Origin of the sequence: Microcoleus sp. S36b_A4, assembly GCF_036700645.1 — a bacterium.
Classification (GTDB): Bacteria; Cyanobacteriota; Cyanobacteriia; order Cyanobacteriales; family Microcoleaceae; genus Microcoleus.
Genome location: NZ_JAUBPI010000005.1, coordinates 58,245 through 83,357, shown reverse-complemented (window position 1 = coordinate 83,357; position 25,113 = coordinate 58,245). Strand labels below are relative to the sequence as shown.

Annotated in this window: 26 protein-coding genes and 2 pseudogenes; 11 read left to right on the top strand and 17 right to left on the bottom strand. The window is 47.3% G+C overall.

All coding sequences use genetic code 11. The features are described from left to right. Positions 1-101: 101 nt before the first annotated feature. Both QUA03_RS28970 and QUA03_RS28965 read right to left on the bottom strand, forming a co-directional pair. Positions 102-821: pseudogene (locus QUA03_RS28970) on the bottom strand (adenylate/guanylate cyclase domain-containing protein); the annotation flags it as partial. A gap of 135 nt (positions 822-956) precedes the next feature. After that, positions 957-1,457: pseudogene (locus tag QUA03_RS28965) on the bottom strand (Tll0287-like domain-containing protein); the annotation flags it as partial. A 418-nt stretch (positions 1,458-1,875) separates the two neighbouring features. On the opposite strand from QUA03_RS28965, the gene QUA03_RS03060 reads away from it, so the two are divergent. Both QUA03_RS03060 and QUA03_RS03055 read left to right on the top strand, forming a co-directional pair. Further along, complete coding sequence (locus QUA03_RS03060; protein WP_333209561.1) at positions 1,876-2,625, top strand: methyltransferase domain-containing protein; 750 nt, start codon at positions 1,876-1,878, stop codon at positions 2,623-2,625. 130 nt (positions 2,626-2,755) lie between these two features. Further along, entirely contained in the window at positions 2,756-4,114 is a 1,359-nt protein-coding gene (locus QUA03_RS03055; RefSeq protein WP_333209559.1) for an FAD-binding oxidoreductase, read from the top strand. Between the two features lie 118 nt (positions 4,115-4,232). Here QUA03_RS03055 and QUA03_RS03050 read toward each other — a convergent pair whose 3' ends face one another. Together QUA03_RS03050 and QUA03_RS03045 are read right to left on the bottom strand one after the other, a co-directional pair. Further along, positions 4,233-4,616 (bottom strand): hypothetical protein, encoded by a 384-nt coding sequence (locus QUA03_RS03050; protein ID WP_333209556.1) that lies wholly within the window; start codon positions 4,614-4,616, stop codon positions 4,233-4,235. Positions 4,617-4,965: 349 nt separating this feature from the next. After that, complete coding sequence (locus tag QUA03_RS03045; RefSeq protein ID WP_333209615.1) at positions 4,966-5,856, bottom strand: ABC transporter permease; 891 nt, start codon at positions 5,854-5,856, stop codon at positions 4,966-4,968. A 109-nt stretch (positions 5,857-5,965) separates the two neighbouring features. Here QUA03_RS03045 and QUA03_RS03040 point away from each other — a divergent pair, with 109 nt between their 5' ends. The 5 genes from QUA03_RS03040 (at position 5,966) to QUA03_RS03020 (ending at position 7,884) form a co-directional block, all read left to right on the top strand. After that, complete coding sequence (locus QUA03_RS03040) at positions 5,966-6,103, top strand: hypothetical protein (RefSeq protein WP_333209554.1); 138 nt, start codon at positions 5,966-5,968, stop codon at positions 6,101-6,103. A gap of 233 nt (positions 6,104-6,336) precedes the next feature. Next, a complete protein-coding gene (locus QUA03_RS03035) occupies positions 6,337-6,753 on the top strand; it encodes an element excision factor XisH family protein (protein ID WP_333209552.1) in 417 nt (138 codons plus the stop codon). Next, entirely contained in the window at positions 6,741-7,076 is a 336-nt protein-coding gene (locus tag QUA03_RS03030; RefSeq protein ID WP_333209551.1) for a XisI protein, read from the top strand. The genes QUA03_RS03035 and QUA03_RS03030 overlap by 13 nt, the downstream gene beginning before the upstream one ends. A gap of 17 nt (positions 7,077-7,093) precedes the next feature. After that, positions 7,094-7,465 carry a hypothetical protein gene (locus QUA03_RS03025; RefSeq protein WP_333209549.1) on the top strand — a complete coding sequence of 124 codons (372 nt, stop codon included), beginning with the start codon at positions 7,094-7,096 and terminating at the stop codon, positions 7,463-7,465. After that, positions 7,462-7,884, top strand: coding sequence for a putative toxin-antitoxin system toxin component, PIN family (locus QUA03_RS03020; RefSeq protein ID WP_333209547.1), 423 nt, complete (start codon positions 7,462-7,464; stop codon positions 7,882-7,884). The genes QUA03_RS03025 and QUA03_RS03020 overlap by 4 nt, the downstream gene beginning before the upstream one ends. An 80-nt stretch (positions 7,885-7,964) precedes the next feature. On the opposite strand, the gene QUA03_RS03015 is transcribed toward QUA03_RS03020, so the two are convergent. Continuing rightward, the gene (locus QUA03_RS03015; protein ID WP_333209545.1) at positions 7,965-8,492 is read right to left on the bottom strand and encodes a hypothetical protein; all 528 of its coding nucleotides are present in this window, start codon (positions 8,490-8,492) and stop codon (positions 7,965-7,967) included. Positions 8,493-8,525: 33 nt separating this feature from the next. Next, positions 8,526-9,026, bottom strand: a complete 501-nt coding sequence (locus tag QUA03_RS03010; RefSeq protein ID WP_333209544.1) for a hypothetical protein — start codon at positions 9,024-9,026, stop codon at positions 8,526-8,528. A gap of 423 nt (positions 9,027-9,449) precedes the next feature. Here QUA03_RS03010 and QUA03_RS03005 point away from each other — a divergent pair, with 423 nt between their 5' ends. Beyond that, a complete protein-coding gene (locus tag QUA03_RS03005) occupies positions 9,450-10,892 on the top strand; it encodes an NB-ARC domain-containing protein (protein WP_333209542.1) in 1,443 nt (480 codons plus the stop codon). A 15-nt stretch (positions 10,893-10,907) separates the two neighbouring features. Here QUA03_RS03005 and QUA03_RS03000 read toward each other — a convergent pair whose 3' ends face one another. The 6 genes from QUA03_RS03000 to QUA03_RS02975 all read right to left on the bottom strand — a co-directional run bounded on the left by QUA03_RS03000 (position 10,908) and on the right by QUA03_RS02975 (position 15,086). After that, the gene (locus tag QUA03_RS03000; protein ID WP_333025501.1) at positions 10,908-11,258 is read right to left on the bottom strand and encodes a DUF5615 family PIN-like protein; all 351 of its coding nucleotides are present in this window, start codon (positions 11,256-11,258) and stop codon (positions 10,908-10,910) included. Between the two features lie 9 nt (positions 11,259-11,267). Beyond that, a complete protein-coding gene (locus tag QUA03_RS02995) occupies positions 11,268-11,597 on the bottom strand; it encodes a DUF433 domain-containing protein (protein WP_333209541.1) in 330 nt (109 codons plus the stop codon). 155 nt (positions 11,598-11,752) lie between these two features. After that, on the bottom strand, positions 11,753-12,775 hold the full coding sequence (locus QUA03_RS02990) for an ATP-binding cassette domain-containing protein (protein ID WP_333209614.1): 1,023 nt from the start codon (positions 12,773-12,775) through the stop codon (positions 11,753-11,755). Positions 12,776-13,358: 583 nt separating this feature from the next. Continuing rightward, a complete protein-coding gene (locus QUA03_RS02985; protein ID WP_015175516.1) occupies positions 13,359-13,547 on the bottom strand; it encodes a hypothetical protein in 189 nt (62 codons plus the stop codon). Between the two features lie 313 nt (positions 13,548-13,860). Then, positions 13,861-14,784 carry a histone deacetylase gene (locus QUA03_RS02980; RefSeq protein WP_333209539.1) on the bottom strand — a complete coding sequence of 308 codons (924 nt, stop codon included), beginning with the start codon at positions 14,782-14,784 and terminating at the stop codon, positions 13,861-13,863. A gap of 152 nt (positions 14,785-14,936) precedes the next feature. Next, positions 14,937-15,086 (bottom strand): hypothetical protein, encoded by a 150-nt coding sequence (locus QUA03_RS02975; protein WP_333209537.1) that lies wholly within the window; start codon positions 15,084-15,086, stop codon positions 14,937-14,939. A 93-nt stretch (positions 15,087-15,179) separates the two neighbouring features. On the opposite strand from QUA03_RS02975, the gene gyrA reads away from it, so the two are divergent. From gyrA to QUA03_RS02960, 3 genes are all read left to right on the top strand, one after another. Further along, positions 15,180-17,891 carry a DNA gyrase subunit A gene (gene gyrA / locus QUA03_RS02970; RefSeq protein WP_333209536.1) on the top strand — a complete coding sequence of 904 codons (2,712 nt, stop codon included), beginning with the start codon at positions 15,180-15,182 and terminating at the stop codon, positions 17,889-17,891. 118 nt (positions 17,892-18,009) lie between these two features. Then, positions 18,010-18,666 carry a Uma2 family endonuclease gene (locus QUA03_RS02965; RefSeq protein WP_333209534.1) on the top strand — a complete coding sequence of 219 codons (657 nt, stop codon included), beginning with the start codon at positions 18,010-18,012 and terminating at the stop codon, positions 18,664-18,666. 220 nt (positions 18,667-18,886) lie between these two features. Next, positions 18,887-20,179, top strand: coding sequence for a ribonuclease D (locus QUA03_RS02960; RefSeq protein ID WP_333209533.1), 1,293 nt, complete (start codon positions 18,887-18,889; stop codon positions 20,177-20,179). A gap of 372 nt (positions 20,180-20,551) precedes the next feature. Here QUA03_RS02960 and QUA03_RS02955 read toward each other — a convergent pair whose 3' ends face one another. From QUA03_RS02955 to QUA03_RS02935, 5 genes are all read right to left on the bottom strand, one after another. Then, positions 20,552-21,559 (bottom strand): aldo/keto reductase, encoded by a 1,008-nt coding sequence (locus QUA03_RS02955; protein ID WP_333209530.1) that lies wholly within the window; start codon positions 21,557-21,559, stop codon positions 20,552-20,554. A gap of 106 nt (positions 21,560-21,665) precedes the next feature. Beyond that, positions 21,666-22,850 carry an aldo/keto reductase gene (locus tag QUA03_RS02950; protein WP_333209529.1) on the bottom strand — a complete coding sequence of 395 codons (1,185 nt, stop codon included), beginning with the start codon at positions 22,848-22,850 and terminating at the stop codon, positions 21,666-21,668. Between the two features lie 26 nt (positions 22,851-22,876). Next, a complete protein-coding gene (locus QUA03_RS02945; protein WP_333209528.1) occupies positions 22,877-23,029 on the bottom strand; it encodes a hypothetical protein in 153 nt (50 codons plus the stop codon). Between the two features lie 74 nt (positions 23,030-23,103). After that, positions 23,104-24,159, bottom strand: a complete 1,056-nt coding sequence (locus tag QUA03_RS02940; RefSeq protein ID WP_333209526.1) for an NAD(P)-dependent alcohol dehydrogenase — start codon at positions 24,157-24,159, stop codon at positions 23,104-23,106. Between the two features lie 160 nt (positions 24,160-24,319). Continuing rightward, positions 24,320-25,096, bottom strand: coding sequence for an SDR family oxidoreductase (locus QUA03_RS02935; protein ID WP_333209524.1), 777 nt, complete (start codon positions 25,094-25,096; stop codon positions 24,320-24,322). Between the last annotated feature and the right edge of the window lie 17 nt (positions 25,097-25,113).

Genomic DNA, 25,113 nt, shown 5'->3' with positions numbered 1-25,113 from the left:
GGCCAGCAGGCATTAACTGTTAGTTGTTGGCTAACGGCTAACAACTAATGACTGATGACTTCGGACTAACTAGCATACCCCTTCATAATATAATAAACAAATTAAACCGAAACTGCGCTGACTAGCCTGCCTGCAAGCAGATAAGTATTCATATCGCCCTTGCCTTTGATGTGGATAATTCCTCTGTCTTCAAACCGATACTTATTTTGCAAGATATCGTAAGTTGATTGTGTGACTTGAATCGCGCCGGCAATTCCGTGGGATTCCATGCGGGCTGCTGTATTGACGGCATCGCCCCAGAGGTCGTAAATAAATTTTTTAGTGCCAATAACCCCCGCAATTGCCGGCCCAGTATTGATGCCGATGCGAATGTTAATTCCTGCATGATGTTTGGCATTAAATTTTGCTAATTCCTCCTGCATATCTAAAGCCATTTCCGCAATGCTTTCGGCGTGGTTGGTGCTGGGATTTGGCAAACCTCCCACTACCATGTAAGCATCTCCAATTGTTTTGATTTTTTCCAAGCCGTACTTTTCCGTTAAGCTATCGAAGGCTGAAAAAATTTCGTTGAGAAACTTGAGCAGTTCTTCGGGAGATATTTGTGCTGAAAGTACGGTAAAGCCTACGATATCTGCAAACAGAATAGTGACTTCTGCGAAGCCGTCAGCAATACTGCTTTGACCATCTTTTAACTTGGTAGCAATGGATTGGGGTAAAATATTGAGCAGCAGGCGATCGCTCTTTTCCTGTTCTTTTACCAATTCTACATTAGTTTCTTGCAATTGTGCCGTGCGTTCCCTGACGCGCTGTTCTAATTGTTTAGCATTTTGGCGCAACCTGCTGATAGATACAGTTAAGCCTGTCACTCCTAAAACGGAAAGTCCTACTAACAGTAAAAACAGGTTTTTAAGTTCACTTTGAGTATGTTGAGTGATGGTATCGAGAGGTTGAGTAATTTCTAATATCCCCCGCACATCTCCCACTTTCCAATCAGTTTTAGGACTGTCACGGTGAGTATTGTGACAGTTCACGCAGCTAGAAGTTAGAATATCTGCCTCGGCATATCGAAAGGCGGGTTTGCCGCGAACATCATCAACGCGGAAAAACTTTTTTGTCGGATTTTGCGTCAAATAGGTAATAGCTTGCTGTTCAAACTCGTCTCGGGCTCCGCCTTCTTTTTGTCGCCAGGGAAACGGGTAGTTGCTATAGAGACGAAGTGATACTTCGGGATTTTTTTTTGTGATATGGTTGCCTAGTTCTATTAAGAAACTGGCTGGTACGGGAACTGTTACTTTTGTCGGGTTGTAGTCGTGGGTAAAGTTAATTGCTTCAGCGGTGTTTAGAGGACTAACAACATCGGAACTGTAAAGGGTGCGGGCTTCTTTAACAGCTTGGGCATAGAGGGTGGCATTTTGGAGAGCTTGCGATTCGATTAGAGTGGAGGAAAGACGAGACATATTTGCCATCGCTACTCCTACACCTACACAAAATAAAATTGTCACCACAAGGATAATTCGCTTGTAAATTAATTGGCTGATGGCAGCCCGAATTCGAGAAATCAACTGGGGCATGGTATCCTCACGTGTGAGGTTTAATCTTGATTGGAATTTATGCACTACTAACATAACACTGCTTTCTCAGACTGTTTTGCTGGCGTCCGGGGTAAAGCAAGACTCTCTGAGTGCAACTGAGGGTTAATTATTGTTTACCGCGAGTGTTTCGCTTATCCGTAAGAATACCCATAACTTTATAGGGATTTTCTGTTGAGTGAAGTACAGATGCTCGGTTAAGGACATGGCAGCGCCCTGTCCCTACTTCACGCACTTTTTGCTTTATCTCGGTTAGGATAGCAATTGTAGTCTATGGTTGGCGATCGTGAATTCTGACTCTACTGTCTCACCTACTAACAAGGAAATTTTTCCGGGAGAAGTTTTCGTCAATACTGCTGATTTTGATACGGGCATTCGGCGACTTTTACCTAAATATGACGAAATGCTGGATGTAGTAGCAGGCTGCATTGCTAACACAAACCACCGCATTTTAGAACTCGGCTGCGGTACGGGGGAACTCACTTTAAAAGTTCTCCAACGCTACCCGTCTGCCGAAATAGTTGCTGTCGATTACTCGCCGCGAATGCTTGATTTTGCCCGCGCCAAAATAGAGTCGGCAGGATACGCAGCCCGGTGGACTGGCATAGAAATGGACTTTGGAGAATGGGCGAAAAATCCAAATTTCTCAGGCTTGAGCGATAAATTCAATGCTTGCGTTTCATCTCTGGCAATTCACCATCTTGAGGACGAGATGAAGTTGAAATTGTTTCAACGGATTCGCGGAAGTTTAAATGCTGGTGGCTGTTTTTGGAATGCCGACCCTCTTTTAGCAGAATCAGCAGCAATGAAAGATATTTATCAAGCGGCGCGAGAAGATTGGGCGCTAAGTCAGGGGGAAACGTTAGCACAAATTCGGGCAAATGTGGGGACGAGCGTCTCTTACGGCTATTCTAATCCCGATCGCCTAGCTACACTTTCGGCACAGTTGGAAATGCTGGTAAAAGCTGGATTTGAGACTGTTGTAGTTCCTTGGAAATACTACGGTATGGCAGTCTTTGGGGGATTGGTTAATTGAAAAAAGCAGTCCTGCTATTTAGGATGAAACCTCAGCACCTTACTGCTTAAAGAAAGATTGCAGTTAGTATTTTAGGTTACTAAGTTCTGTTTGAGAAAATATATAATCCTGTCAGGATTGAGGAAACAAAATGACTGCAAATGCGATTCAAAGTATTGACTGGGATGCTTTTTCTTCGGAACTATCGGGAATTGAAATAATTAGCGATCGCGCGCAAGTTGTCAAGCTATCTCAAGACTATTATCACTTCAGTCCTGTTTTGCAACCTCTCTTAAGTGATAAAACAGGAGATTTAGTAGTTCGTCCCGCCAACGAAGCCGAAGTTTTGCGGATTGCTGCAGCCTGCGTCAAATTCAAAATTCCGCTAACTGTCAGAGGTGCAGGAACGGGCAATTACGGGCAGTGCATTCCCCTGAAGGGTGGCGTCATTTTAGATACCACCAAAATGCACAGTATCCGCTGGATAAAACCGGGTTTAGCTTGCGTAGAACCAGGGGTGAAAATGTCGGTTTTCGACAAACAAGCGCGAGAAACTGGTTGGGAATTGCGGATGGTTCCCTCAACCTATCGCACCGCAACGATTGGGGGATTTATCGGCGGCGGTAGCGGGGGAATTGGTTCGATAACTTACGGGCAATTGCGCGATCGGGGAAATCTTCATGCCGTTCGAGTCGTTACAATGGAAGACGAGCCCCGCGTCATCGAATTACGCGGCGATGAAGTGCAAAAAGTCAATCACGCTTACGGCACAAATGGGATTATTACAGAGTTAGAAATTCCCCTCGCCCCTGCTTATGCTTGGGCGGAAATCATTGTCGCTTTTGACGATTTTATGACATCGGCAAACTTCGGTCAAGCTTTGGGCGATGCTGACGGAATTATCAAAAAACTAATTTGTGTTTGTGCTTGGCCGATTCCTGCTTATTTTGCTGCTTTCCGCGAGGCAATTCCTGAAGGTAAGCACTGCGCTTTGTTAATGGTAGCTGAATCTTGTCTGGAACCGCTGCAAGATTTGGTGCGCGAATATGGCGGCACAATTTGCTATCAAAAAAACGCCCAAGCAGCGAGCAAAGGTGCAGCAATTGCTGAATTTACTTGGAATCATACAACTCTGCACGCTCGCAGCGCTGACCCGTCTCTGACTTATTTGCAGACGATTTTTCCCCCAGATAAAGGTTTGAAATTGATTGAGGAACTGTACAATTATTATGGGGATGAGGTGTTGATGCACTTGGAGTTTTTGCGGATAAATGGCAGGGCGATCGCCGCGGCTTTGCAAATAGTTCGCTACACTACGGCATCACGGCTAAATGAAATTATTCGCTATCACGAAGAGCAAGGCGCAATGATTGCTAATCCTCACACTTATATATTGGAAGATGGAGGGATGAAAAGTATTAATGTGGAACAGTTGCAGTTTAAAGAGTTGGTCGATCCTTACGGTTTGCTTAATCCGGGTAAAATGCGGGCGTGGTTGGAACGGGATTAAGCGCGATGGTTTTTAGATAAGATTCGGATCTTGAAATCGCTGCTAGACAAACTTTCGTCCGCCTAAGCGCTGGCTTCGCCCACGCGGACTCAGAAATGAGCAAACAGCATTTGTAAATTTAAGGGACGGGGGCGGTAATTTCTGCTGGTGCGATCGCCCCTTCAGAAGGTACAGCTTGCTTTTCCAGTAGTAGGCGCTGTTTGTTGCGAAATTCGGCGGCCGCATCGTTTAAATTTTGGCGCTGTTCGCTATTAAATTCTTCCATGCTGCGGCCGCCTCCCAATTGGGATCTGTGAATTAAATCAAATATTGCGCTGCCGCTGCTGCGGCCGGAAAATGGGTCGGTATTGTCTTGAGTTTGAAAGTCTTGCAGCGGTTGGGCATTATTTAAACCGCTGGCTTGAGCGAAGCTTGCTTGAGGGGAGAACAGAGCACAGGATGCGATCGCGCTTGCAGCAATCCCCATCATCAATTTACCGGATTTGGAAGTTTTGGTGTTCATAATTTATTAGTTGAATCTTCAAAAAAACAATTCTATCTAAACAATATTCTGACTTGCGACTAAATATTATATTACTTCGCTGGGGCTAAGGACACGGCAATGCCCATTGGTGTGAACAATCGCCTGAAAGCCTTGATAAACCTCGTTTTTAGCTGAGTCCAGATCCCCCTAAATCCCCCTTAAGAAGGGGGACTTTGATCCATTTCCGGTTCCCCCCTTCTTAAGGGGGGCTAGGGGGGATCTAGGCTTAATAGTCCCACACCATTCTGTGACTGGGTTTGACGTTAAGTTGACACCAATGGGCTCTTGGAGTGTCCCTAGAATTGACGGTGCAGGTGAAACGCTCGCCCTAAGCAAACCTGCGTCTCAGCAGCGGTTGAATGCTCAGCAGCGCCACCAAATCAAACGCCAGCAGCACTAATAGCGCTCCTCCAAAGGTGACTGTACCCCAAGGAGCGTGCATCACGACACTGGCTAGGGACCAATCGCTGTGCAGGTACAAATAGCGGATGGGTTCGATCGCGTAACTCAGAGGATTGAGAGTCACCACAACTTGCAGCCACTCTGGCATAAATGACAGCGGCGCGAGGGCTGTGCTGGCAAATAACAGCGGCAGGTTAGTAACAAAAATTACCGCAATTAATTCTACGTGACCGGGAAGAGCGAAGGCTAAACCCAGACTCAAGCCGGTGACGCCCAAAACTAGCAGCAGCACAATCAGGGCGATCGCCCCTAGTCCGGCAATTCCGGGGAATCCCGCGCCCAAAAATGCCCCCGCTGTAACGATTGTGCCGGTTTGGATAAAGCTGAGGGTGACGATAAAAATAGCCGAAGCCAGGACGATCGAAAATCTGGAAGCCAACGGCGCGACTAACAAGCGGTTGAGAAATCCGAACTCGCGATCGAACATAATCGGCAAACCAGCATTCAGCGCCCCGGCAAAGGCTGTAAAAACTATTACACCAGCGCCGAGAAATTGTCCGTAATTCTGGCTTTCGCCGAACAAGCCTGCGGGTGCATTTTCAAACAGAGCTCCGAACAAAACCAACCACATCAGCGGCTGAATAATGCCTGCAACTAGCGTCGAGGGGCGGCGCTGCAATTGAATAAACAGGCGCTTGGTTAAGGCGAGTGTTTCTTGGATGAAGTCGCCCAGCAGGGAAGTGGAAGTGTCAGCGGATGCTGTGGAGAGTTGCCGCTGCTGGTTGAGGTTGTTGGGGGATGTAACAGTACCGCTCATAATTGCTTGTTGATTAAATCTAACTCTCTTTACAGTAGCAAGTCTGGAGGTATTGGTGCTGTTGGGCGGGCGATCGCTTTTTGTGTGGAGTTTTGGTAAACTGAATATCATGTTATCGCACACACCAGACCTCGCCGAACAAGTTAATGATTGGGAATTTATCGAATTGTGGGTAGATCCGATTGTTTTTCCTCCTCGTATTTTGATGTTAGTGAGTGCCAAAAATAGAGGATTTTGTATTTACTAACCATCAGCTAACTATAAGTCTCTATTTTCAAGTTCAAGTTATGATGAGGCTCATTCATGGCTTTTGGAAGATGAGTATGAGCGCTGCGATGGTCGGCTTTGAGCGGAGGAAATTGTTGGATTTTTTTAGAGGGATATCGTGCTAAAATTAAGGCGAGCAGAATTATCCAGACTTGATAATCATCGTAGATTTTAGGATATAATCGTATTGATTTAAAATTGATTTCTTCCAATATGCCAGCCAAAGACCTATATCACAATGTTGTCAAAAACGCCCTCATCAAAGACGGATGGAGAATTACCCACGATCCCTTGCGATTAAAATGGGGAATTAAAGATATGTACGTGGATTTGGGCGCAGAGCGGATTTTAAGTGCTGAGAAAGCTGGACAGAAGATAGCTGTAGAAGTCAAAAGTTTTGTGGGCGCATCAGACATGAATGACCTGGAGAATGCGCTGGGTCAATACTTAGTTTATCGTTCTGTTATAGCTAGAACTGAACCCGATAGAAAGCTATATCTAGCTATTACACAATCAGTTTTTAGCGAATTATTGTCGGAACCGCTTGGTCAAATTATTAGAGCCGATTATCAAGTATGTTTAATCGTTTTTGCCGAACAAAATGAGGAGATAGTACAATGGGAACCTTAGAGAATTATCGTCGCATTATCAAAAAAATTCTGACTGAATATGCTCAAATACCTTATGCTTATGGAGACATTCAGATTCAAACGGTTTTTGATAGCGATTCCGACCGTTATTTGCTAATAATATTGGGGCGCGAAAACGATATCAGAGTTCACGGATGTTTAGTTCATGTTGATATTATTGAGGGAAAAATTTGGATTCAAAGAGATGGAACTGAAGAGGGAATTGCGAATGAGTTAGTAGCGGGGGGAATCCCCAAAGAACAGATTGTTTTGGGATTTCGTTCTCCCAATATTCGGCAGTACACCGGATTTGCGGTAAATTAAATATAGAGGATAAAGCTATGTCATCAAGGGCGATCGCCACTTTGGTCAAAATTATGGAATCTTTGCCGGAAACTCTGCAAGATAGAGTGGTTGAACACCTGCGAGAATACATTCTGAAATCAAATATTACTGTTCCTGTCAACCTCGACGGTAAGTTAGAAATTCCCGCTGAGATTGAAGCTCAACTGAAGCCTGGGGATCGATATGCAGTTACAGTTACAGGAGATAGTATTGTTTTTCAGAAGGTAACAGGTTTTGACTGGGAGGAATGGGAACGGCGAATAGAAGCAGCGAGTCCAGATCCTGATGAGTTAACAATGGAAGAAATTTGCGAACTTGTGCGGGAAGTGCGTCGCGAGAAAGGTTCTGAAATAGAGTCGCACAAATGAAAATTGTAGTGGATACTAATATCTTTGTGTCCGGCTGGCTGTGGGGAGGTATCCCAGCTCGTTTATTCAGATTAGCTCGAACTCGTCAACTCATAATTTGTACTTCTGAACCAATACTAGCAGAATTAGAGACTACCTTGAACAAACAAAAACTCCAGGCGAAATTACAATCTTTGGGTTTTACCGTTAATGGTTTAATGAGGGGAACGCGAGAGATAGTGGCAGTTTATCCAATTTCCACTATCGACGTGCCTGAGTTACGAGATGCTAATGACAATATGATTTTAGCAACTGCGATCGCTGCTGATGCTGATGCAATTGTTACGGGCGATCTGGATTTGTTAGTTTTGCAGGAATATGAGGGGATTCCTATTGTTACGGCTAGGGAGTTTTTGGAGCGTTATTTTCCAGAAAATTAGGAGGCGATCGCACTTGGTTTAAGTAAGGGCGATCGCAGACTTACAACTTAGCATTCCCAGGTTACGCAGTCAGAAGGCAGTTATGGTTTAGCAGCTTTTACCACATCCTCAACCATTTTAATCGCCTCTTTGATTGCAATTTTACCGCTTTCTACGGCGCTAATTAAATCCTGAGCGTCTTTCGGGCTAATTAAATCGAGCCTGACGGGTTCTTTCAAGGAAACAATAAATTTATTTTTATCGCTGTCTTCCAGCTTAGAGGCTGTTTCTTTGGCTTTAATATCTTTTAGCTGTCCTTCTAAGTTTTTAAGTATTTCTGCTTTTTTCCCATCGTCAAAATTGCCATCAAATATTCGTTTTACCCCTACAAGAGCAGCAGCACCTAAAAGTGCACCGCCAACAACTAATCCTACGGGAGGTGCAACGGTTATTAACCCAAATAGAACTGGTACACCACCGAAAGCTGCCACCGCCGCACCAGCACCGGCAGCCCCCACCACACCAATGCCAATATCTGCTAAAATCCCTAATTTATCGTGTGGGTTTTTTTCCAGTTGCTCAATTGCCTTCAGAATTTGCTCTTTGGTTGGCGTTTTATTGGCCGACATATTAAACCTCAATCTTTTTGCTAATTTGGGCAGTTAAGCAGTGATGACGTTGCGGAAAATTGTATTGAAAACGTCTATCAGTAATTGAAAAAAATCTTTGGCAATCTCAATAATCTCTTGAACAATTCCAATAATTCCATCAGACACCTCTTTGCCTCGATCGAGTCGGTGGCCGGCTATTGCACCAATTGGGATACCCAGCGCTGTTGCCAAAGGTTCTAATAACGGGCCTACAAATGGTATTGAACTTGCCAAAATTTTTACAGCGACACCAACAGCAACCCCGATCGCTAAATGGGGATGAGCTTTGACAAATTCTATGATTTTAATGAGGAGAATTTTGCCGATAAGTAAAACTTTGTTAGCAGCTTTTTTCGTGTATGTGGCGAGTTCATGCAGCCGGATCGAGACTTCATGTGGCAAGCCGATATCATTTAACCACACATACAAGTCGCTGCTACTCATTGCATCAGCATCGACTTGCCAGAGAGCCATTTTTAAATTAGCTTGCGGTAGGGATAATGCACTAGACATAATTTTTTAGCCTCTTGGAAATTACCAAATTTTTACGAACATTTCACGAGGCGAAAAGCCCCTAAACGTCTTGCAATTATTAAAAAAGCTGGTTGATAAAAAAGCAAACCCAGGCGGATTAACATCGGCACTCCTACCCATGTCAAAACTCAGGGCAAAACTAATTTATGAGCCTTTTTATTTACTTCTTTGCTCACTAACGCAACCACATTTTAAGCAATTTCTTGCTTTAATGCCCCTCATTAAAAAGTTTAACTTTAATTTTTATGTATTGTCCAGTAGGAGAATGTCACAATTGGCCAGTAGTTGATAAAATTAGCTAGCCGTTAAAAGTCACATTTTGCCATCCTAAGTCAGAAAAAGTCAGAAAAAGTCAGAAAAAATCTGATACAATAGACAAAACTTCCTACACCTACCCAATAAATGGATGTTCAAGAACTCTTAAGGTTGGCCGATGGCTTGGTGTTCACTAAGACGGGCAAACACCTAGACGATCGGCAACAGGCAGTAGTACGGGGAACTTGGCAAGGTAAAAGATACTCCGAAATTTCCCAAGAGGTTCATTGTACTGAACGCCATGTCAGAAATATTGCATCAAAGTTATGGAAAATTCTTTCAAAAATCTTAGATGAAGATGTTAATAAATCCAATTTGAACTCCACAATGGAAAGATATGAAATCTCTAAAATTTCAAATTCTGGTTATTTTAACCTTGTCCACAAAGGGAATATAAACGTCTGCACAGAAGCCTCACACCCTCCAACAACTCCACAAAACTCACCCCCTACACAAACCCCAACTGAAGACGACACCCAAGAGAAACTGCGACTCGATTTAAGAGATGCACCGGAGTTCAAAACCTTCTACAACTACCCCAACTCACCCCTCACCGCCCTCGAAAACTCGATCGCCCACCAAAACTGCCGCCTCCTCACCATCACAGGCATGGCAGGCACCGGCAAAAGTGCGATCGCCCGTAACCTCATCCCCCAAATTCAAACTCAGTTCGATCGCATCATCTGGCTAAGTCTCCGCACCTCCCCACCCCTCGAAACAGCCCTCAAAACCCTCATTCAATTTCTCTCAAATCCACACCCCCCCAACCCCCCCTTACCAAGGGGGGGCGAAGAGAGGGTTGTCCCCACAAACACCGATGTTCAGTTATCAATCCTAATCGAATATTTGCGAGACAATCGCTGTCTAATCATCCTCGATGACGTGCAGCAAATTCTCAGCAGCGGGCAACTTGCAGGAAATTACAAACCCGGATATGAAAACTACGGAACCCTATTTAAACTTATCGGCGAAATTCCCCACAATAGCTGCTTAATCCTCAATAGTTGGGAACCTCCCTCAGACATCATCACATTCACCGACGATAATTCAGCAGTACGTTTATTGCAGTTAACCGGTTTAGGTGAAACAGCAAAAGAAATTCTTAGAGAAAAAGGTTTATTGGATGAAGAAACCTGGCCAGAATTGACTAACCTTTATCAAGGTAATCCCCTATGGTTAAAATTAGTCGCTCAAACCATTAACAACTTATTTAGCGGTAGAGTATCTCAATATTTAAGCTATCAACCAGTATTTTTAGGTGACGAATTGACACCGATATTTCAGCAGCACTATCAGCGGTTGTCTGAAATAGAAAAACAGGCGATTTCGCAACTTAGTAATGAAATCGAGCCTGTTTCGTTTACCCAATGGATGGCAAAATGTCAAGGGTCAGAAGGCGAATTATGTAAAGCAATTCAATCTTTAGCAAGACGGGGAATGATCGAAAAATTGAGCGGTGAAACAGAAACCGTTTTCACGATTCCACCTGTGTTAAAACAGTATGTTAAAATGGTTCAAGAGGAGTCTTAAATATATAGCTAATTGTTACAATGGTAGATACAAAACAACTCCTTTCCACTCCGATTGTTCGCTACAGTTAACCAGCACCAGAAGTTCATCAATAGCCTGTCTCACTGGCATTCGATCGTTAATTATAAATAAACCTGACATTTGTTCCTTATCCCTCAACTGTTCGTAAGCCAAATCTGGCATAGTTGCCCGGTCATGGCTTAACACAATGCGATCGTTCTGGGCCGCCCAGTTGAGAATTGTTGGATCGTCAGCTTCTCGCAAACCAACATCCTGAACGCGAAGCAAGTCAAGGTCTGGCTGACGCAGGAAAAGCCCTCGAACAATATCGCCATTAAAATTTTCATCGCTCAACAGCCGCAGCATAGTTAATCCTCAAGATTGTTTTTGGGCTAACAAGCGCGATCGAATAACGCCCAGATCGGGTTGAATGCCTAACAAACGCTGATGGACGGAATGTGCTAATTGCTCGCGATAATTGAGATAAGCTTCTACTGCTTCTTGGTGTCGGAGATAATAGCCGATCGCACTATAGACATCGGACAATGACAGAGTTGAATAACGCTGCACAATAGATTCCGGCGACGCACCATCCTGAAAAGCTCGAATCACCAATTCCAGCAAAACTCTTGAGTTTCCCACCCGAATAGCACCTGTTGCATCTTCTCGGAAAGGAGGCGCTTCAACTTCCAAAACAAGATTCATCTATTAATATCCCCCCAAATTACGAGCGTATTTTTTCACTCTCCTCTTAAGATTATATAGCAGAAGGAAGAAGGTTTTCTCTTCCTTCTTCCCTGTTCCTTATATCCGTTACATCCGTTACAAAATCCGTTGCCGAACTTTTCCCTTCCCTCAAACTACGATCGCATCGCCTGTTTTTGCTCAGCCTTCAAATCGCGGTTGCTAGCAGCAGCCAACTCCGCATCCAACAACGTCTTACCAGTCGCAGCCAAATACACATCATCCAAACTCGGCCGAGATTGAGCAATCCCAAAAGTAGGTAATCCCGCATTTTTTAAAGCTTGCTGAATAGTCACCAGCGCATCGCTTTGCGGTGTTACTACTAAATTGAGAGAATTTCCTTGAGCCGTGTTGACAATTACTTCCTGCACAAAAGGCAAAGATTGCATCAGTTTTTTAGCTTTTTCAGCTTCTTCGATCGGCGAAAACTCCCGAATCCGCAGAGTCACCCGATCGCCCCCAACCCGATTTTTCAACTCCTCCGGCGTCCCCTCAGCAATCACCGTACCCTTGTCAATAATCGCCACGCGATCGGCCAAAGCATCAACTTCTTCGAGATAGTGACTCGTAATCAAAACCGTCGTACCTTCTTCCCGCAAGCGCCGCAGGAAATCCCACACTACCACCCGACTTTCAATATCGAGCCCGACAGTCGGTTCGTCTAACACCAAAACATCCGGCTGGTGAAGCAATCCAGCAGCTAAGTCGAGGCGTTTGCGGATACCGCCGGAATAAGTGCCCGTCTTTTTATTTTCCCACTCCTCCAAACCGAGGAGTTTCACCATTTCGTCAATCCGCCCTTTAATCGTAGGGCGCGGCAAATGGTAAAGCGCTGCTTGCAGTTGCAGGAGTTCCCGCCCCGTCAGCACCTTATCGAGAGCCACTTCTTGGGCGACGTAGCCGAGTCTTTGTCTGGCAATTCTCGGCTGACTGACAGCAGAAATGCCAGACACTTCAATGCGTCCGCTATCGGGCGCACTCAAAGTACAAAGTACCCGCAGGGTTGTGGTTTTGCCTGCACCGTTGGGGCCTAGCAAACCAAATATTTCCCCCGGTTCTACCTTGAAGGAAACATCTTTAACGGCTTCTACAGTGCCGTAGCGTTTCTGAAGATTTTCAATTAAAACGGCGGGAGCCATATATTTTGGGGATGAACTGGTTGTTAATATTTTGACACTTCTGAGCTCAAATTGCCGGAATGGTCGATCGACTAATGCGACTGGCTGTGCTGGTAACGATCGCACACTCCTCCTCAACCGGAAACTGCTTATAATTTTGATTCTTAATATCAGTTTAATAAATATTAACTTTATAGCGGTTTTCAACCCTGATCTTCATCAGTTTTCCCACTCTCCAATGTCCCCTCTCAAATCCAAAAAATTATGAGTCTTGAGTTAATTATAACTTTTCAGTTAACAACTCAAAACTCATAAGTTTTCAACAAGTAGAGATGCACCCGAAACCTGTTATTTTTTAATTATCTCTACCTATAGGCAGATGTGTAGCGAGATTTTGATAATTAACACACTGGTCAAACGCATCACACTTTCGAGGCAACTATTAAACACAAAAAACTTCCCTACTTGGCAAGTTCTACTTGTAACGAGTTCCCAAAAAATGTAACTGTAGGACCGTGATCTCAACCCCGATAGTTATGAGTAATTACCAATTCTTTAATCGAAAATGGTGTTAAATCTCCTACAGAGAGTGGCTGCCACGTCTTTAATCGACAATTTTTACCCAACCGCGACGAACGTTGTACAGCAGTCGGTTGATGATGGCATACTCATCTTCATTCAGTGTTCTTTCTAAGAGTGCAGATCTGAGCTGTCTCCGGTCGTGGCGAGTCACGACGCTGGAGAACATGACCTGACCAAATAACTCTTCAAGTGTCATTTGGGATACTGACATGATAAACCTCCTAGTTGATTGAGACAGATAAAATTTTAACAGGCTTGTTGTTTTTGTATTATGCACTCTGAGAGCGACTTCAAAGGCGATCGAACACATTGACAATGTGTGATTTTTTGGTTAAAAATCTGTGACCAAGACTTTGATGCCAAGTGACTTGGATCTCTTAACTTTGTGATGCTTGTCACTGAAGTCAGAAGTCAGAAATCAGAAGTCAGAGGGAAAAAGACCATCAAGCACGATCGCCCTCAACAACTCTCCATCCCGTCCTCACCGCTTCTCAACCTTATTTTTCCCTAGGTCAATTTTCCAGCTAATTGAGGCATCGGTCAATAGTCGCCACAACCGACTCGGCCAACTCTTTCAGCGCGTAACCCCCCTCCAAACCAAAAGCTATGCGGCGGGTGAGTTGCAGGCAGTATCCGGTGAAAGTACCGAAATCTGACGGCATCAGAGTCATGCTCGCCAGCGGATCAGACGCAGTAGCGTCATAACCAGCGCTGACAATCAACAAATCCGGTTCAAATTTTGACAAAAAAGGCACGACAAGAGATTCAAAGGCGCTCAGGTATTCAGCTATGCCGCTGCCGGGATAGAGGGGAATGTTCAGCACGTTGTCGTAGGCACCGCGCTCCTCGGCATCTCCAGTTCCCGGATAGCACGGAGATTGATGCAGGGAACAGTAGGCAATTTGGCGGCAGCTTTCCACCAAAGATTGAGTGCCGTTGCCGTGGTGCACGTCCCAGTCGAGGATGGCGACGCGGTTGATTCCCGGCTGTTCCAAGGCGTAGTGAGCGGCGATCGCAGCATTGGAAAACAAGCAAAAACCCATCGCGCGGGCGTTTTCGGCGTGGTGTCCCGGCGGTCTGGCCAGCACAAAAGCCGGTTCCCCCGCAGCCACCACTCGATCGACCCCATCGAGCCAAGCACTCGCCGCTAGCAGCGCTACATCGTAACTTTCTGCTGAAATCGGCGTATCACCGTCGAGGTAGCCACCTCCCCGATGAGCCAAATGTTCGACTTCTTTGATGTATCTTTGCGAGTGAACTTTTTTGATAGCCGAGAACAGTTGTTGTTCGCGCTGCGCCACTGGGGTGGGCAGTTGCCACTCAATTTGAGCCGCCCAAGGAGCAGCTTTCAGAGCGTTGACGATCGCCGTTAAACGTTCTGGTCGCTCTGGGTGAAGCATTCCAGTCTTGTGTAGCAAGAAATCTTCGGAGTAGATGACGGGTAGCATCGGCTGATTTTAGATTTTAGATTTTAGATTTTAGATTTTTAGTTTGCTTTAAGAAGGCCTTCGGTTTTGTGAAATTACAATTGCGATCGGGAAACCCTTTTATTTTTTTAGATAACCCTCAAAAAACTCACCAAAGCATGAAAGCCTTCCCCCTAAAAAACCATTTCTAGCTTTTGCCAATTGATGACTAAATCACCAACTGCCAACTTACGAATTTCCCTTGTTTCGCCCATTAATTTTTCTGGCAACTTTCCCATAAATTCAAAGGCAAATTGTGATATAATTTCAGGAGTAATTTGCAATATTTGGCAGCTCTACTGAATCCAAACCGATTTTATCGCATTTTTGAGATTTATAGCGGTCAAATTTAAATTTTTAACGGAGTTTTTCAACCTATGAGTATCTCTGAGTCGCGGATAATCCCGACGGATCTGGGTAATGAGATGTCCCGATCGTACTTGGAATACGCCATGAGCGTAATTGTCGGTCGGGCGCTACCAGATGCCAGGGACGGTCTCAAGCCCGTTCACCGACGCATTCTCTACGCCATGAACGAATTGGGCTTGACTCCCGATCGACCTTTCCGCAAATGCGCCCGCGTCGTGGGGGAGGTGCTGGGCAAGTATCACCCGCACGGAGATACAGCGGTTTACGACGCCCTGGTGCGGATGGCTCAGGATTTCTCCATGCGGGAACGCCTGATCAACGGCCACGGCAACTTCGGCTCCGTTGACAACGACCCGCCCGCTGCCATGCGGTACACCGAATGTCGCCTCACAGCTTTGACTAGCGACTCCATGCTGCGCGACATCGACTCGGAAACAGTTGATTTTGGCGACAACTTCGACGGTTCCCAGCAAGAACCCCTCGTACTCCCGGCACGCATCCCCCAAATTTTGCTCAACGGTTCATCGGGGATTGCTGTAGGGATGGCCACCAACATTCCGCCGCACAATTTAGGCGAAATAATTGACGGTTTAGTAGCACTAATTCACAATCCAGCAATTACTGACCTGGAATTGATGCAGTACATCCCCGGCCCGGACTTCCCCACCGGAGGGCAAATTCTGGGTAGAGGCGGCATTCGCGATGCTTACACCACCGGGCGGGGTTCGATTACAATGCGCGGAGTCGCTGGCATTGAAACCATCGAACATCCTGGCCGCCCCGACAAAGAAGCAATTATTATCACCGAATTGCCTTACCAAACAAACAAGGCAGCGCTAATTGAGAAAATTGCCGAACTTGTCAACGACAAAAGATTAGATGGAATTTCCGACATTCGCGACGAAAGCGATAGAGACGGAATGCGGATCGTCATCGAACTCAAGCGCGACGCCTATCCCCGCGTCGTCCTCAACAACCTCTACAAACAAACACCCCTCCAAGCCAACTTTGGAGCCAATATGTTAGCGCTAGTAAATGGGGAACCCCAACTACTTACGCTCTCCCAATTCCTCAATGTCTTCCTAGACTTCCGCATTGAGACAATTACTCGCCGGACTCAATACGAGCTCCGCAAAGCAGAAGAACGCGACCACCTTCTGCAAGGCTTATTAATTGCCCTAGACAACTTAGATGCAATTATTCACCTAATTCGCGCCGCAGCCGACTCCGCCGCAGCCAAACAAGAATTGATAGATAATTACGGTCTTTCAGAACAGCAATCCGACGCAATTCTGCAAATGCAGTTACGGCGTTTGACAGCATTGGAAGCGCAAAAAATTCAGCAAGAACACGAAGAATTGCGAGCAAAAATCGCCGATTTGGAAGATATCTTAGCGCGTCGGGAACGCATCTTAGAAATTGCCGAATTTGAAGCAGTCGAAATCCAAACCAAAATCGCCACTCCTAGACGCAGTGTGATCGAACACGCCGAAGGAGAAATCGATGAAAGAGATTTAATTGCCAACGAACAAGCAATTATTCTGATCACAGAACAAGGCTACATCAAGCGGATGCCGGTCAGCACTTTCGAGGCCCAAAGTCGCGCTACTCGCGGCAAAGCAGGCGCGAAAATGAAAGAAGACGACGGAGTAGAACATTTCCTTTCCTGCTGCGATCACGATAGCGTTTTGTTCTTCAGCGACAGGGGCGTAGTTTACTCTGTAAAAGCTTATCAAATCCCCGTCTGTTCCCGGACGGCCCGCGGCACTCCCGTGGTGCAACTGCTGCCGATTCCTATAGAAGAAAAAATCACTTCTATGGTGTCAGTCACAGAATTCACCAGCGAAGAATACTTGGTCATGCTGACTCGCGGCGGCTACATCAAGAAAACCGCACTTTCCGCTTTTGGTAACATCCGCACTAATGGATTAATCGCGATTTCTCTAGAAGAAGGCGACCAACTGCGCTGGGTACGGAGAGCAAAAGTTGGTGACAGCATCATCATCGGTACGCGCCAAGGGATGGCAATTCATTTCCGCACTAATCACGAACAGTTGCGCCCAGTCGGCCGCGCGACGCGGGGTGTAAAATCGATGAAATTGCGATCGGGCGATGAGTTGATTAGCATGGACATTTTGCCCAGTTCAATTGTTGCGGAAATTGCTGAACTGGAAACGGAAGATTCGGAATTTGAGGGAGCTAATATTGCTCAATTAGAAACTGGCGAATCGGAATTTGAAGGAGCAGAAATTGCTGAATTGGACACTGAAGATGCGGAAGTGGAAGATGAAGAATTAGAACTGCAAGCCGAGGAAATTGAAGGCGAAGATGTCGAAGAAATTTCGGCAGTTAGCAGCGAAGTTCCTTCAGTGTTGGTAATCACCACCAACGGCTACGGCAAGCGGGTTCCAGTTTCTCAATTCCGCCTACAAAGACGGGCTGGCAAGGGATTGACTGCTACTAAATTTAAGTCGAAAAAGGGTAAGGATCAGGTAGCTGCGCTGCGAATTGTCAACGAAGATGACGAATTGATGATCATTACCAACCGAGGTATTATTATCCGTCAGGCTGTGAGTGCAATTTCTACTCAATCGCGCACAGCAACGGGTGTGCGGGTGCAGCGGTTAGATGAGGATGATTCGATCGTAGCTGTGGCTTTAGTGCCGCCTGCTGGTGAAGAATCGGCCGAAGAATCGGAATCTGAGGAAGTGGCAGAATAGTCATAGGTTAATAGTTTGTAAGGTGCGCGCTGCGTACCTTACTGCTGAATGGTAAAAATGCGATCGCCCCTACTCTGAAGTTTTCCCTCAAAAGTCAAAGATTTTTTCCGGTGAGGTAATGATGAGTCAACTCCAAACCCAACTACTAACTGATACCTGGGTTACAGCGACTTGGGATGAATATATAGAAATTATTAAACAGCCGGAGTACGATCGAGCAAAATGCTACTACTACAACGGACAGTTGAGGATTGAAAGGGCAGCAGTCGGGGCTGATCATGCTGATGACAACGGAATTATCGTCATCTTAATCAATTTATTTGGTATTGCTAAAGGTATAAAAATGAGACTGCTGGTCAACTGTAGCTACGCCAAAACGGGTGTCCGAGGCGCTCAACCTGATGCTTCTTACTACATCGGAGACCGGGTACAAACGGCACCTCGCGGCAGTTCGGTAGTGAATTTGGATAGCGCAGTTTCCCCTGATTTAGCGATTGAAATTGCCGACAGTTCTCTCGTTGACGATTTGGGTACTAAAAGAATGATTTATGAAGAATTAGGAGTGTCTGAATATTGGGTAGTAGACGTACAAAAAGCGCAAGTTATTGCTTTCAAAATAATTGCTAACCGGGGAAGCGAACGGCTGACGGAATCTCAAGTTTTGCCGGGGCTAAAAGTTGCTTTATTAGAGGAAGGTTTGCGCCGCAGTCGCCAGACAGACAATACAGAAGTAGGCAACTGGTTTTTAGAGGAAGTTCGTGAGAATTGTCAATAGTGCGATCGACTGTATTCTTTTTTTTAACTGGAGGCTAGAAACCCGGTTTCTACGAGTTTTGCGAACAGGAACGAGGAATATAGGAAGAAACCGGGTTTCTGAGGTTTGCGTGTGTCCAGGACACGACAATGCCATGCCCGACGCTTGAATCGTTGACAATCGATCCGATAATTGCTATAGCATAATATAATCAAAAAGTTAATAGCAAAAGTCGGTAAAAATGCCTTATTTAACAGCAGCAAACGACATCAAAGCACTCATCGCTAAATTTTCTCAAGCTAAAATTCTGTGGGTGGATACAGAAATCGCTGACTATAAATCCAACCCCAGATTATCTCTGATTCAGGTGTTAGCTGACTCCACAGATTCCACGGGAGATGCCACTTTTCTACTAGATGTCTTGGATCAACCAGAATTGGCAAAAGATTTCATCAACCAAATCATGGTCAATCCAAATATTGAAAAAGTTTTGCACAACGCCAGCTATGACATCAGATTTATGGGCAATGACGACGCTCAAAATGTCACCTGCACATTGCAAATGGCGAGAAAGATTCCAGCTTACATTCTGCCCTTACCTAATCGACAACTCAAAACTTTAATAGAAACACTTTGCGGCATTGCTTATGTAGATAAAACAGAACAAAGCGGCGATTGGGCAAAGCGTCCCCTCACCCAGAAGCAGCTAGAATATGCCAAGATGGACGCGGTTTATTTAGCTGGAGTGCATCGCCGCCTGCTAGAAATCCTTGCCCAATGTTACCCCGAACCGGCAACGGAAAACTTAACTGCATTGGGCGAAAAATATCAGGAAATAGAATCTCGGTGGAAGCCACTAGACTCAGAAATTTCTGAAGTCAAAGAACGATTTAAAGCGGGGATGATGGCGCAAAAGCTTAAAGATAGTTCTTATTTTGAGCTTTCCAGTTCGATAACGATGAAAGTAGATTTTATGACGCTGGCAAGACTGACGCAAACTGAGGGAATTGAGTTAAATTTTCCAGTGACGCTGACGAAAGAAATTCAAAAACAGTTAGGCCAACTCATCGCCGATCCATCTTTAGAAGTTGAGGAGATTGCTAGTAGGCGCTTGAATTCCAACCTACAGCAACGGCGGAAATCTACTAAGAAAGTTGTACCGGAACCGGAGAGTGAGGATTTAACAGCATTGGGGGAAAGGTACAAAGAAATTTTGGCTGAATGGAAGTTGCTGGATTCTGAAGTTGAGCATCTGAAAGAGCGGATTAAAAAAGCAATGTTGGTGCAAAATCAGGAAAATACTCCCCATTTTAACTTATCTAGTTCCTCGATTTTGAAGGTAGATTTTGCTAGCTTAGCAAAACTTGCCCTATCTGTGGGAGTTGAGTTAGATTTTATGGTGACGCTGACTCAATACATCCAAAAGCGGTTAGGGGATGCGCTTAACAAAATTGATGTGCAAATTGAGTATATTACCAGTTGGCGAATGACGGCGAAGACTGTGGAAGATGAAGAGGAAGAAATTCCGTTTTAATTAACGTCAGTTCTGGTTAAGCAGAAGGAGGCAAAACCCAATCAAACCCAAGAGAGTGCTTCTTAGGTTGATGGCAATAGGCAATTAAACCACACAAAACATTCGCACAGAGGCGTTGCTTAATCAGGGTATGAAAAAATAAGTTTAAAATCCAGAAACTGTGTCGAAAATGGTTTCTATGACTTGCCTATTTTGCCTTGCATACCGTAAATCAGCAACGCCTATTTTCCTTTTATTCGGATCTTAATCAAGTCTTGTTCACCGCTGACCTTTTCCATCCACTCGACGGTATTGCCGGAGCAGTCGTTGGTCTCGCGTATGTAGTCTGCTACGGTGACAGAAATGTCAACGAGAGAACCTATTCTTCGCTGCTCAGCGACCGGTCATTTGCTCCAGCTTTTCAGGGTACCGAGACCCTTGCACCGCGATCTTGGAGGCGGCGTCATCGATGTCACGCACATCGTCAGATGTGAGTTCGACGGAGACTGCCCCAATGTTTTCATCCAAGCGATGCAGCTTCGTAGTGCCTGGGATTGGAACAATCCACGGTTTCTGGGCTAGCAGCCAGGCGATCGCGATTTGAGCCGGTGTTGCCTGCTTCCGTTCTGCAATACTACCGAGCAGATCAATCAAGGCTTGATTCGCCTTGAGAGCCTCCGGCGTGAAGCGAGGCAGGGTGCTGCGGAAGTCGGAACTGTCGAAGGTCGCGTTTTCGTCGATCTTGCCGGTGAGGAAGCCTTTTCCCAGCGGGCTGTACGGGACAAGTCCGATGCCAAGTTCCTCAAGGGTCGGTATCACTTCCGCTTCAGGCTTTCTCCACCACAGCGAGTATTCGCTCTGAAGAGCCGTGACTGGGACAACGGCATGGGCGCGCCGAATCGTTTGCACGCCTGCTTCAGAGAGTCCAAAGTGCTTCACTTTACCTTCCTGAATCAGTTCCTTCACTGCTCCTGCCACGTCTTCGATCGGCACGTTCGGATCGACCCGGTGCTGATAGAGAAGGTCGATCGCCTCCACCTTGAGCCGCTTGAGCGAACCCTCCACGGCTTCCTTGATGTGTTCCGGTCGGCTATTGAGTCCGGGTGAACCCTTCATGCCACGAGGATCGGAATTCGGACTGATGTCGAACCCAAATTTAGTAGCAATGACCACTTGCCCGCGGAAGGGAGCGAGGGCTTCACCCACCAACTCTTCGTTTAAGTACGGGCCGTAGACTTCGGCAGTGTCAAAGAATGTTATTCCGCGATCGACGGCGGCCGCCAGAAGAGCAGTCATCTCCTGTTTGTCTTTGGGTGGGCCATAGGAAAAACTCATTCCCATACAGCCAAGCCCGATCGCCGAGACTTCCAGATTACTGTTTCCAAGTTTGCGCTTTTGCATTTTTTGAACTCCTGTCTTTGAATTAAAGGTCGAAACTGTCTTACTTCACGCTCAGGGTTGTTATTGCTTGGATGGTTTCATGTTCAGCAAAGTAGGTTTGGAACGTTCAGGGCTTCGGGGGCGCTTCTACACCCGAAAAAACCAGCACTGCGTCTGGCAGACGTGCCCCACGAATCTCGATCGCCGAAACAGATCGGTTCATTTCGGCGAGTTCGGCAGGCGTGAATCGAATGGCTGCCGCGCCGATGTTCTCGATCATGTGCCGCATCTGTGTCGTGCCGGGAATGGGGACGATCCACGGCTTCTGTGCCAAGAGCCACGCCAGCGCGATTTGAGCAGGAGTGGCTTGTTTCCGCTCAGCCCAGGTTTTGACTAAATCCACGATCGCCAGGTTGTGCGGCAGATTTTCGGGCGAGAACCGGGACTCAACGCCGCGAATGTCACCAGGAGCGAACCGCGTCTGGGCGTCAATGGCACCTGTCAGAAAACCCACACCAAGCGGACTCCAAGGAACAAAGCCGATGCCCAGTTCCTGGCAGAGAGGGATTACCTCTTCTTCCGGCCCACGCCAGAGCATCGAATATTCGTTCTGAACGGCGCTTACGGGCAACTCGGCATGAGCGCGGCGTAACGTTTTCAGCCCCATCTCGGACAGACCCCAGTGCAGAACCTTGCCTTGCGCCATCAACTCCTTGACTGCGCCGGCGACATCTTCAATTGGAACCTGTGGGTCAACTCGGTGCTGGTAGAGAAGATCGATGCGATCGGTGCGGAGGCGCTTGAGCATACCATCGACTACCCGCTTGATGTGTTCCGGGCGGCTGTTGAGTCCCGGACGGCGCTCACCGGTTTCTTGATCGATGTTCCAGCCGAACTTGGTTGCGATCGCGACCCGATCTCGGAACGGAGCCACGCCTTCGCCCAAGATTCGTTCCACCTCATGCGGCCCGTAAGCCTCCGCCGCGTCGTAAAAGGTGACGCCCCGGTCAAAGGCTGTCCGAATGATGTTGAACATCTCAGACCGGGTGGGGATGGTCTGTTGATAGGTGCGGCTCATGTTTTGGACGCCAATGCCAACGGCAGAGACTTCGAGGGTACCAAGCTTGCGGCGTCCCTCAATCGTGGGCGACGACTCTCCGTCAGCGGGGCGATCCGCCGGACCAGACTGTGCACTGGCGGACATACGACTCAATAACGAGGCTGCGGCTAAGCCTACCCCTGCACCAAGAAATGTGCGGCGACCAGGCAGCGCGGGGCCGTGTTTTCCATTTCGACCTTTTCGGTTTTGCATGATTTTTCCTTTAAGGGCAATTACGGTCAAGATTCCACCGTAGGCAAGGTAGGAGGGCCAGAGATGGAGAAGTTACGCCCCGATCGCCGTTTCGGGTGGCACTTTGATTTCGAGCGCTGCTGCGAAGCGCAGATCGCAAAAACCCCGTCGCTGAATGCCTCCAAACGGTTAGTATCCACACTCACCTCCTCTGCGAGTAACGATTGCCAAATTTGCGCTTCTGTATGGTTGCTCCTTCTAGAATCTGCCTCAATTATTCAGATTTGAGAGATGCCATATCGATGCAGAAGCGGTACTTCACGTCAGATTTGAGCAGGCGATCGTAGGCTTCGTTGACCTTCTGGATGGGGATAACTTCAACATCCGCAGTGATATTATGTTCGCCACAAAAGTCCAGCATTTCCTGGGTTTCCGCAATGCCGCCGATGTTAGAGCCGGAGAGACTGCGCCGCCCCATAATCAGGCTGAATGCCGCAACCTCCAGAGGATTCTCCGGTGCGCCAACCAGGGTGATGTTACCGTCGAGGCGGAGCAGGTTGAGATAGGCGTTGATGTCGTGCTTGGCGGAAACGGTATCAAGGATGAAATCGAAGCTACCAGCGTGCTTTTGCATTTCGTCGGCATTGCTGGAGACCACGACCTCGTGGGCACCGAGGCGGAGCGCATCTTCCGTCTTACCGGGCGAGGTGGTGAAGACGACGACATGAGCGCCGAAGGCACGAGCGAACTTCACGCCCATGTGTCCCAATCCTCCCAGACCGACCACGCCAACTTTCTTGCCCTCGGTGACACCCCAGTGGCGCAGGGGCGAGTAGGTGGTGATCCCCGCACAAAGCAGCGGAGCAGTCCCGGCAAGATCGAGGTTATCTGGAACGCGCAGAACGAAGCGTTCATCGACGACGACGCTATCAGAGTAGCCGCCATAGGTGACGGTCGCAGTCTTGTGCTTGTCTGGGGAGTTGTAGGTGAGAGTCAGGTTCGGGCAGAACTGTTCAAGTCCTGTTTTGCAATTGGGACAGGTTCCATCCGAATCAACCATGCAGCCGACTCCTGCCAGATCGCCAGGCTTGTACTTCGTCACTGCCGGGCCAACCTGAGTGACCCGTCCCACCATCTCATGACCGGGAACGATGGGGTAGACCGTGCCGCCGCCCCACTCGTTTCGCACCATGTGAAGATCGGAATGGCAGATGCCACAGAAGAGGATTTCGATCTGAACGTCGTGTTCGGTTAGGTCGCGCCGTGCGATCGTGTCAGAGGCTAATGGTGATGTTGCACTAGCTGCGGAATAAGCTTTGGCGTTGTACATGAATTGATGCTCCTATTGATTTACATTTGGTGTCTGCTACTGCTGTCGCTGACCTGCGATATGACTAATCGCCCTTGGCGCTGAAGGTAGCGATCGCGACAATGCTTTGTTGTCGTGCGTTTAATGTCGTGCGTTTAGGGTTCGATCGCGTTAGCGGCGATCACTGCACCGTTTGGCCACCATCGATGACCATAGCGTGGCCGATCATGAAGGCAGCCGCATCGGAGCACAGCCAGATGACGGCCGCAGCGATCTCTTCGGGCGTGCCCATCCGTCCGACCGGCTCCTCTGCAATGACCTTCGCACGCCCCTCGTCCGTGTCGCCGGTGAAGCGACCCATCATCGGGGTGTCGATGTAGCCGGGACAGACAGCGTTGACGCGGATGTTCTGCGCGGCATAGTCGAGGGCCGCTGCCTTGGTCAGTCCGAGTACACCATGTTTTGCGGCGGTGTACGCGGGGCTGCCCTTGATACCGATGATTCCCGCGCCGGAGGATGTGTTAACGATCGCGCCGCGTCCCTGCTTTAGAATCAGCGGGATCTCGTGCTTCATGCACAGGAAAACGCCACGGAGGTTGATGTCGATAATCCGGTTCCACTCCTCCTCCTCGTACTCTGCGGTCGGAGCCGCCTTCCTGGGCTCGATGCCCGCGTTGTTGAAGGCAAAGTCCAGCCGCCCGAAAGCCTCAACGGTCTTGTCCAGGGCCGCCTTCACCTCCTCGGTTCGCGTTACATCGCACCTGACGGCGATCGCCCGACCGCCCAGTTCTTCGATCGTGCGTGCCGTTTCTTGATTGCCCTGTTCTGAAACATCAGCAGCCACCACGCTGGCACCCTCACGGGCAAACGCCAGCGCCGTAGCTCGACCAATGCCACTCGCTGCTCCGGTGACGAAAACGACTTTGCCGATAAAGTTTCCATTCGATTGTGTTGACATATTTTTCTCCTGCTAGT

Bases quoted from the DNA above. Each gene is read 5' to 3' on its own strand.
- QUA03_RS02960 (WP_333209533.1), top strand. From the start codon at position 18,887: ATGCCTTATTTAACAGCAGCAAACGACATCAAAGCACTCATCGCTAAA.
- QUA03_RS02995 (WP_333209541.1), bottom strand. From the start codon at position 11,597: ATGAATCTTGTTTTGGAAGTTGAAGCGCCTCCTTTCCGAGAAGATGCA.
- gyrA (WP_333209536.1), top strand. From the start codon at position 15,180: ATGAGTATCTCTGAGTCGCGGATAATCCCGACGGATCTGGGTAATGAG.
- QUA03_RS03000 (WP_333025501.1), bottom strand. From the start codon at position 11,258: ATGCTGCGGCTGTTGAGCGATGAAAATTTTAATGGCGATATTGTTCGA.
- QUA03_RS03025 (WP_333209549.1), top strand. From the start codon at position 7,094: ATGTCATCAAGGGCGATCGCCACTTTGGTCAAAATTATGGAATCTTTG.
- QUA03_RS03040 (WP_333209554.1), top strand. From the start codon at position 5,966: ATGTTATCGCACACACCAGACCTCGCCGAACAAGTTAATGATTGGGAA.
- QUA03_RS02985 (WP_015175516.1), bottom strand. From the start codon at position 13,547: ATGTCAGTATCCCAAATGACACTTGAAGAGTTATTTGGTCAGGTCATG.
- QUA03_RS03055 (WP_333209559.1), top strand. From the start codon at position 2,756: ATGACTGCAAATGCGATTCAAAGTATTGACTGGGATGCTTTTTCTTCG.
- QUA03_RS03010 (WP_333209544.1), bottom strand. From the start codon at position 9,026: ATGTCTAGTGCATTATCCCTACCGCAAGCTAATTTAAAAATGGCTCTC.
- QUA03_RS03035 (WP_333209552.1), top strand. From the start codon at position 6,337: ATGCCAGCCAAAGACCTATATCACAATGTTGTCAAAAACGCCCTCATC.
- QUA03_RS02965 (WP_333209534.1), top strand. From the start codon at position 18,010: ATGATGAGTCAACTCCAAACCCAACTACTAACTGATACCTGGGTTACA.
- QUA03_RS03045 (WP_333209615.1), bottom strand. From the start codon at position 5,856: ATGAGCGGTACTGTTACATCCCCCAACAACCTCAACCAGCAGCGGCAA.
- QUA03_RS03005 (WP_333209542.1), top strand. From the start codon at position 9,450: ATGGATGTTCAAGAACTCTTAAGGTTGGCCGATGGCTTGGTGTTCACT.
- QUA03_RS02935 (WP_333209524.1), bottom strand. From the start codon at position 25,096: ATGTCAACACAATCGAATGGAAACTTTATCGGCAAAGTCGTTTTCGTC.
- QUA03_RS02940 (WP_333209526.1), bottom strand. From the start codon at position 24,159: ATGTACAACGCCAAAGCTTATTCCGCAGCTAGTGCAACATCACCATTA.
- QUA03_RS02955 (WP_333209530.1), bottom strand. From the start codon at position 21,559: ATGCAAAAGCGCAAACTTGGAAACAGTAATCTGGAAGTCTCGGCGATC.
- QUA03_RS02950 (WP_333209529.1), bottom strand. From the start codon at position 22,850: ATGCAAAACCGAAAAGGTCGAAATGGAAAACACGGCCCCGCGCTGCCT.
- QUA03_RS03015 (WP_333209545.1), bottom strand. From the start codon at position 8,492: ATGTCGGCCAATAAAACGCCAACCAAAGAGCAAATTCTGAAGGCAATT.
- QUA03_RS02980 (WP_333209539.1), bottom strand. From the start codon at position 14,784: ATGCTACCCGTCATCTACTCCGAAGATTTCTTGCTACACAAGACTGGA.
- QUA03_RS03020 (WP_333209547.1), top strand. From the start codon at position 7,462: ATGAAAATTGTAGTGGATACTAATATCTTTGTGTCCGGCTGGCTGTGG.
- QUA03_RS02990 (WP_333209614.1), bottom strand. From the start codon at position 12,775: ATGGCTCCCGCCGTTTTAATTGAAAATCTTCAGAAACGCTACGGCACT.
- QUA03_RS03030 (WP_333209551.1), top strand. From the start codon at position 6,741: ATGGGAACCTTAGAGAATTATCGTCGCATTATCAAAAAAATTCTGACT.
- QUA03_RS03050 (WP_333209556.1), bottom strand. From the start codon at position 4,616: ATGAACACCAAAACTTCCAAATCCGGTAAATTGATGATGGGGATTGCT.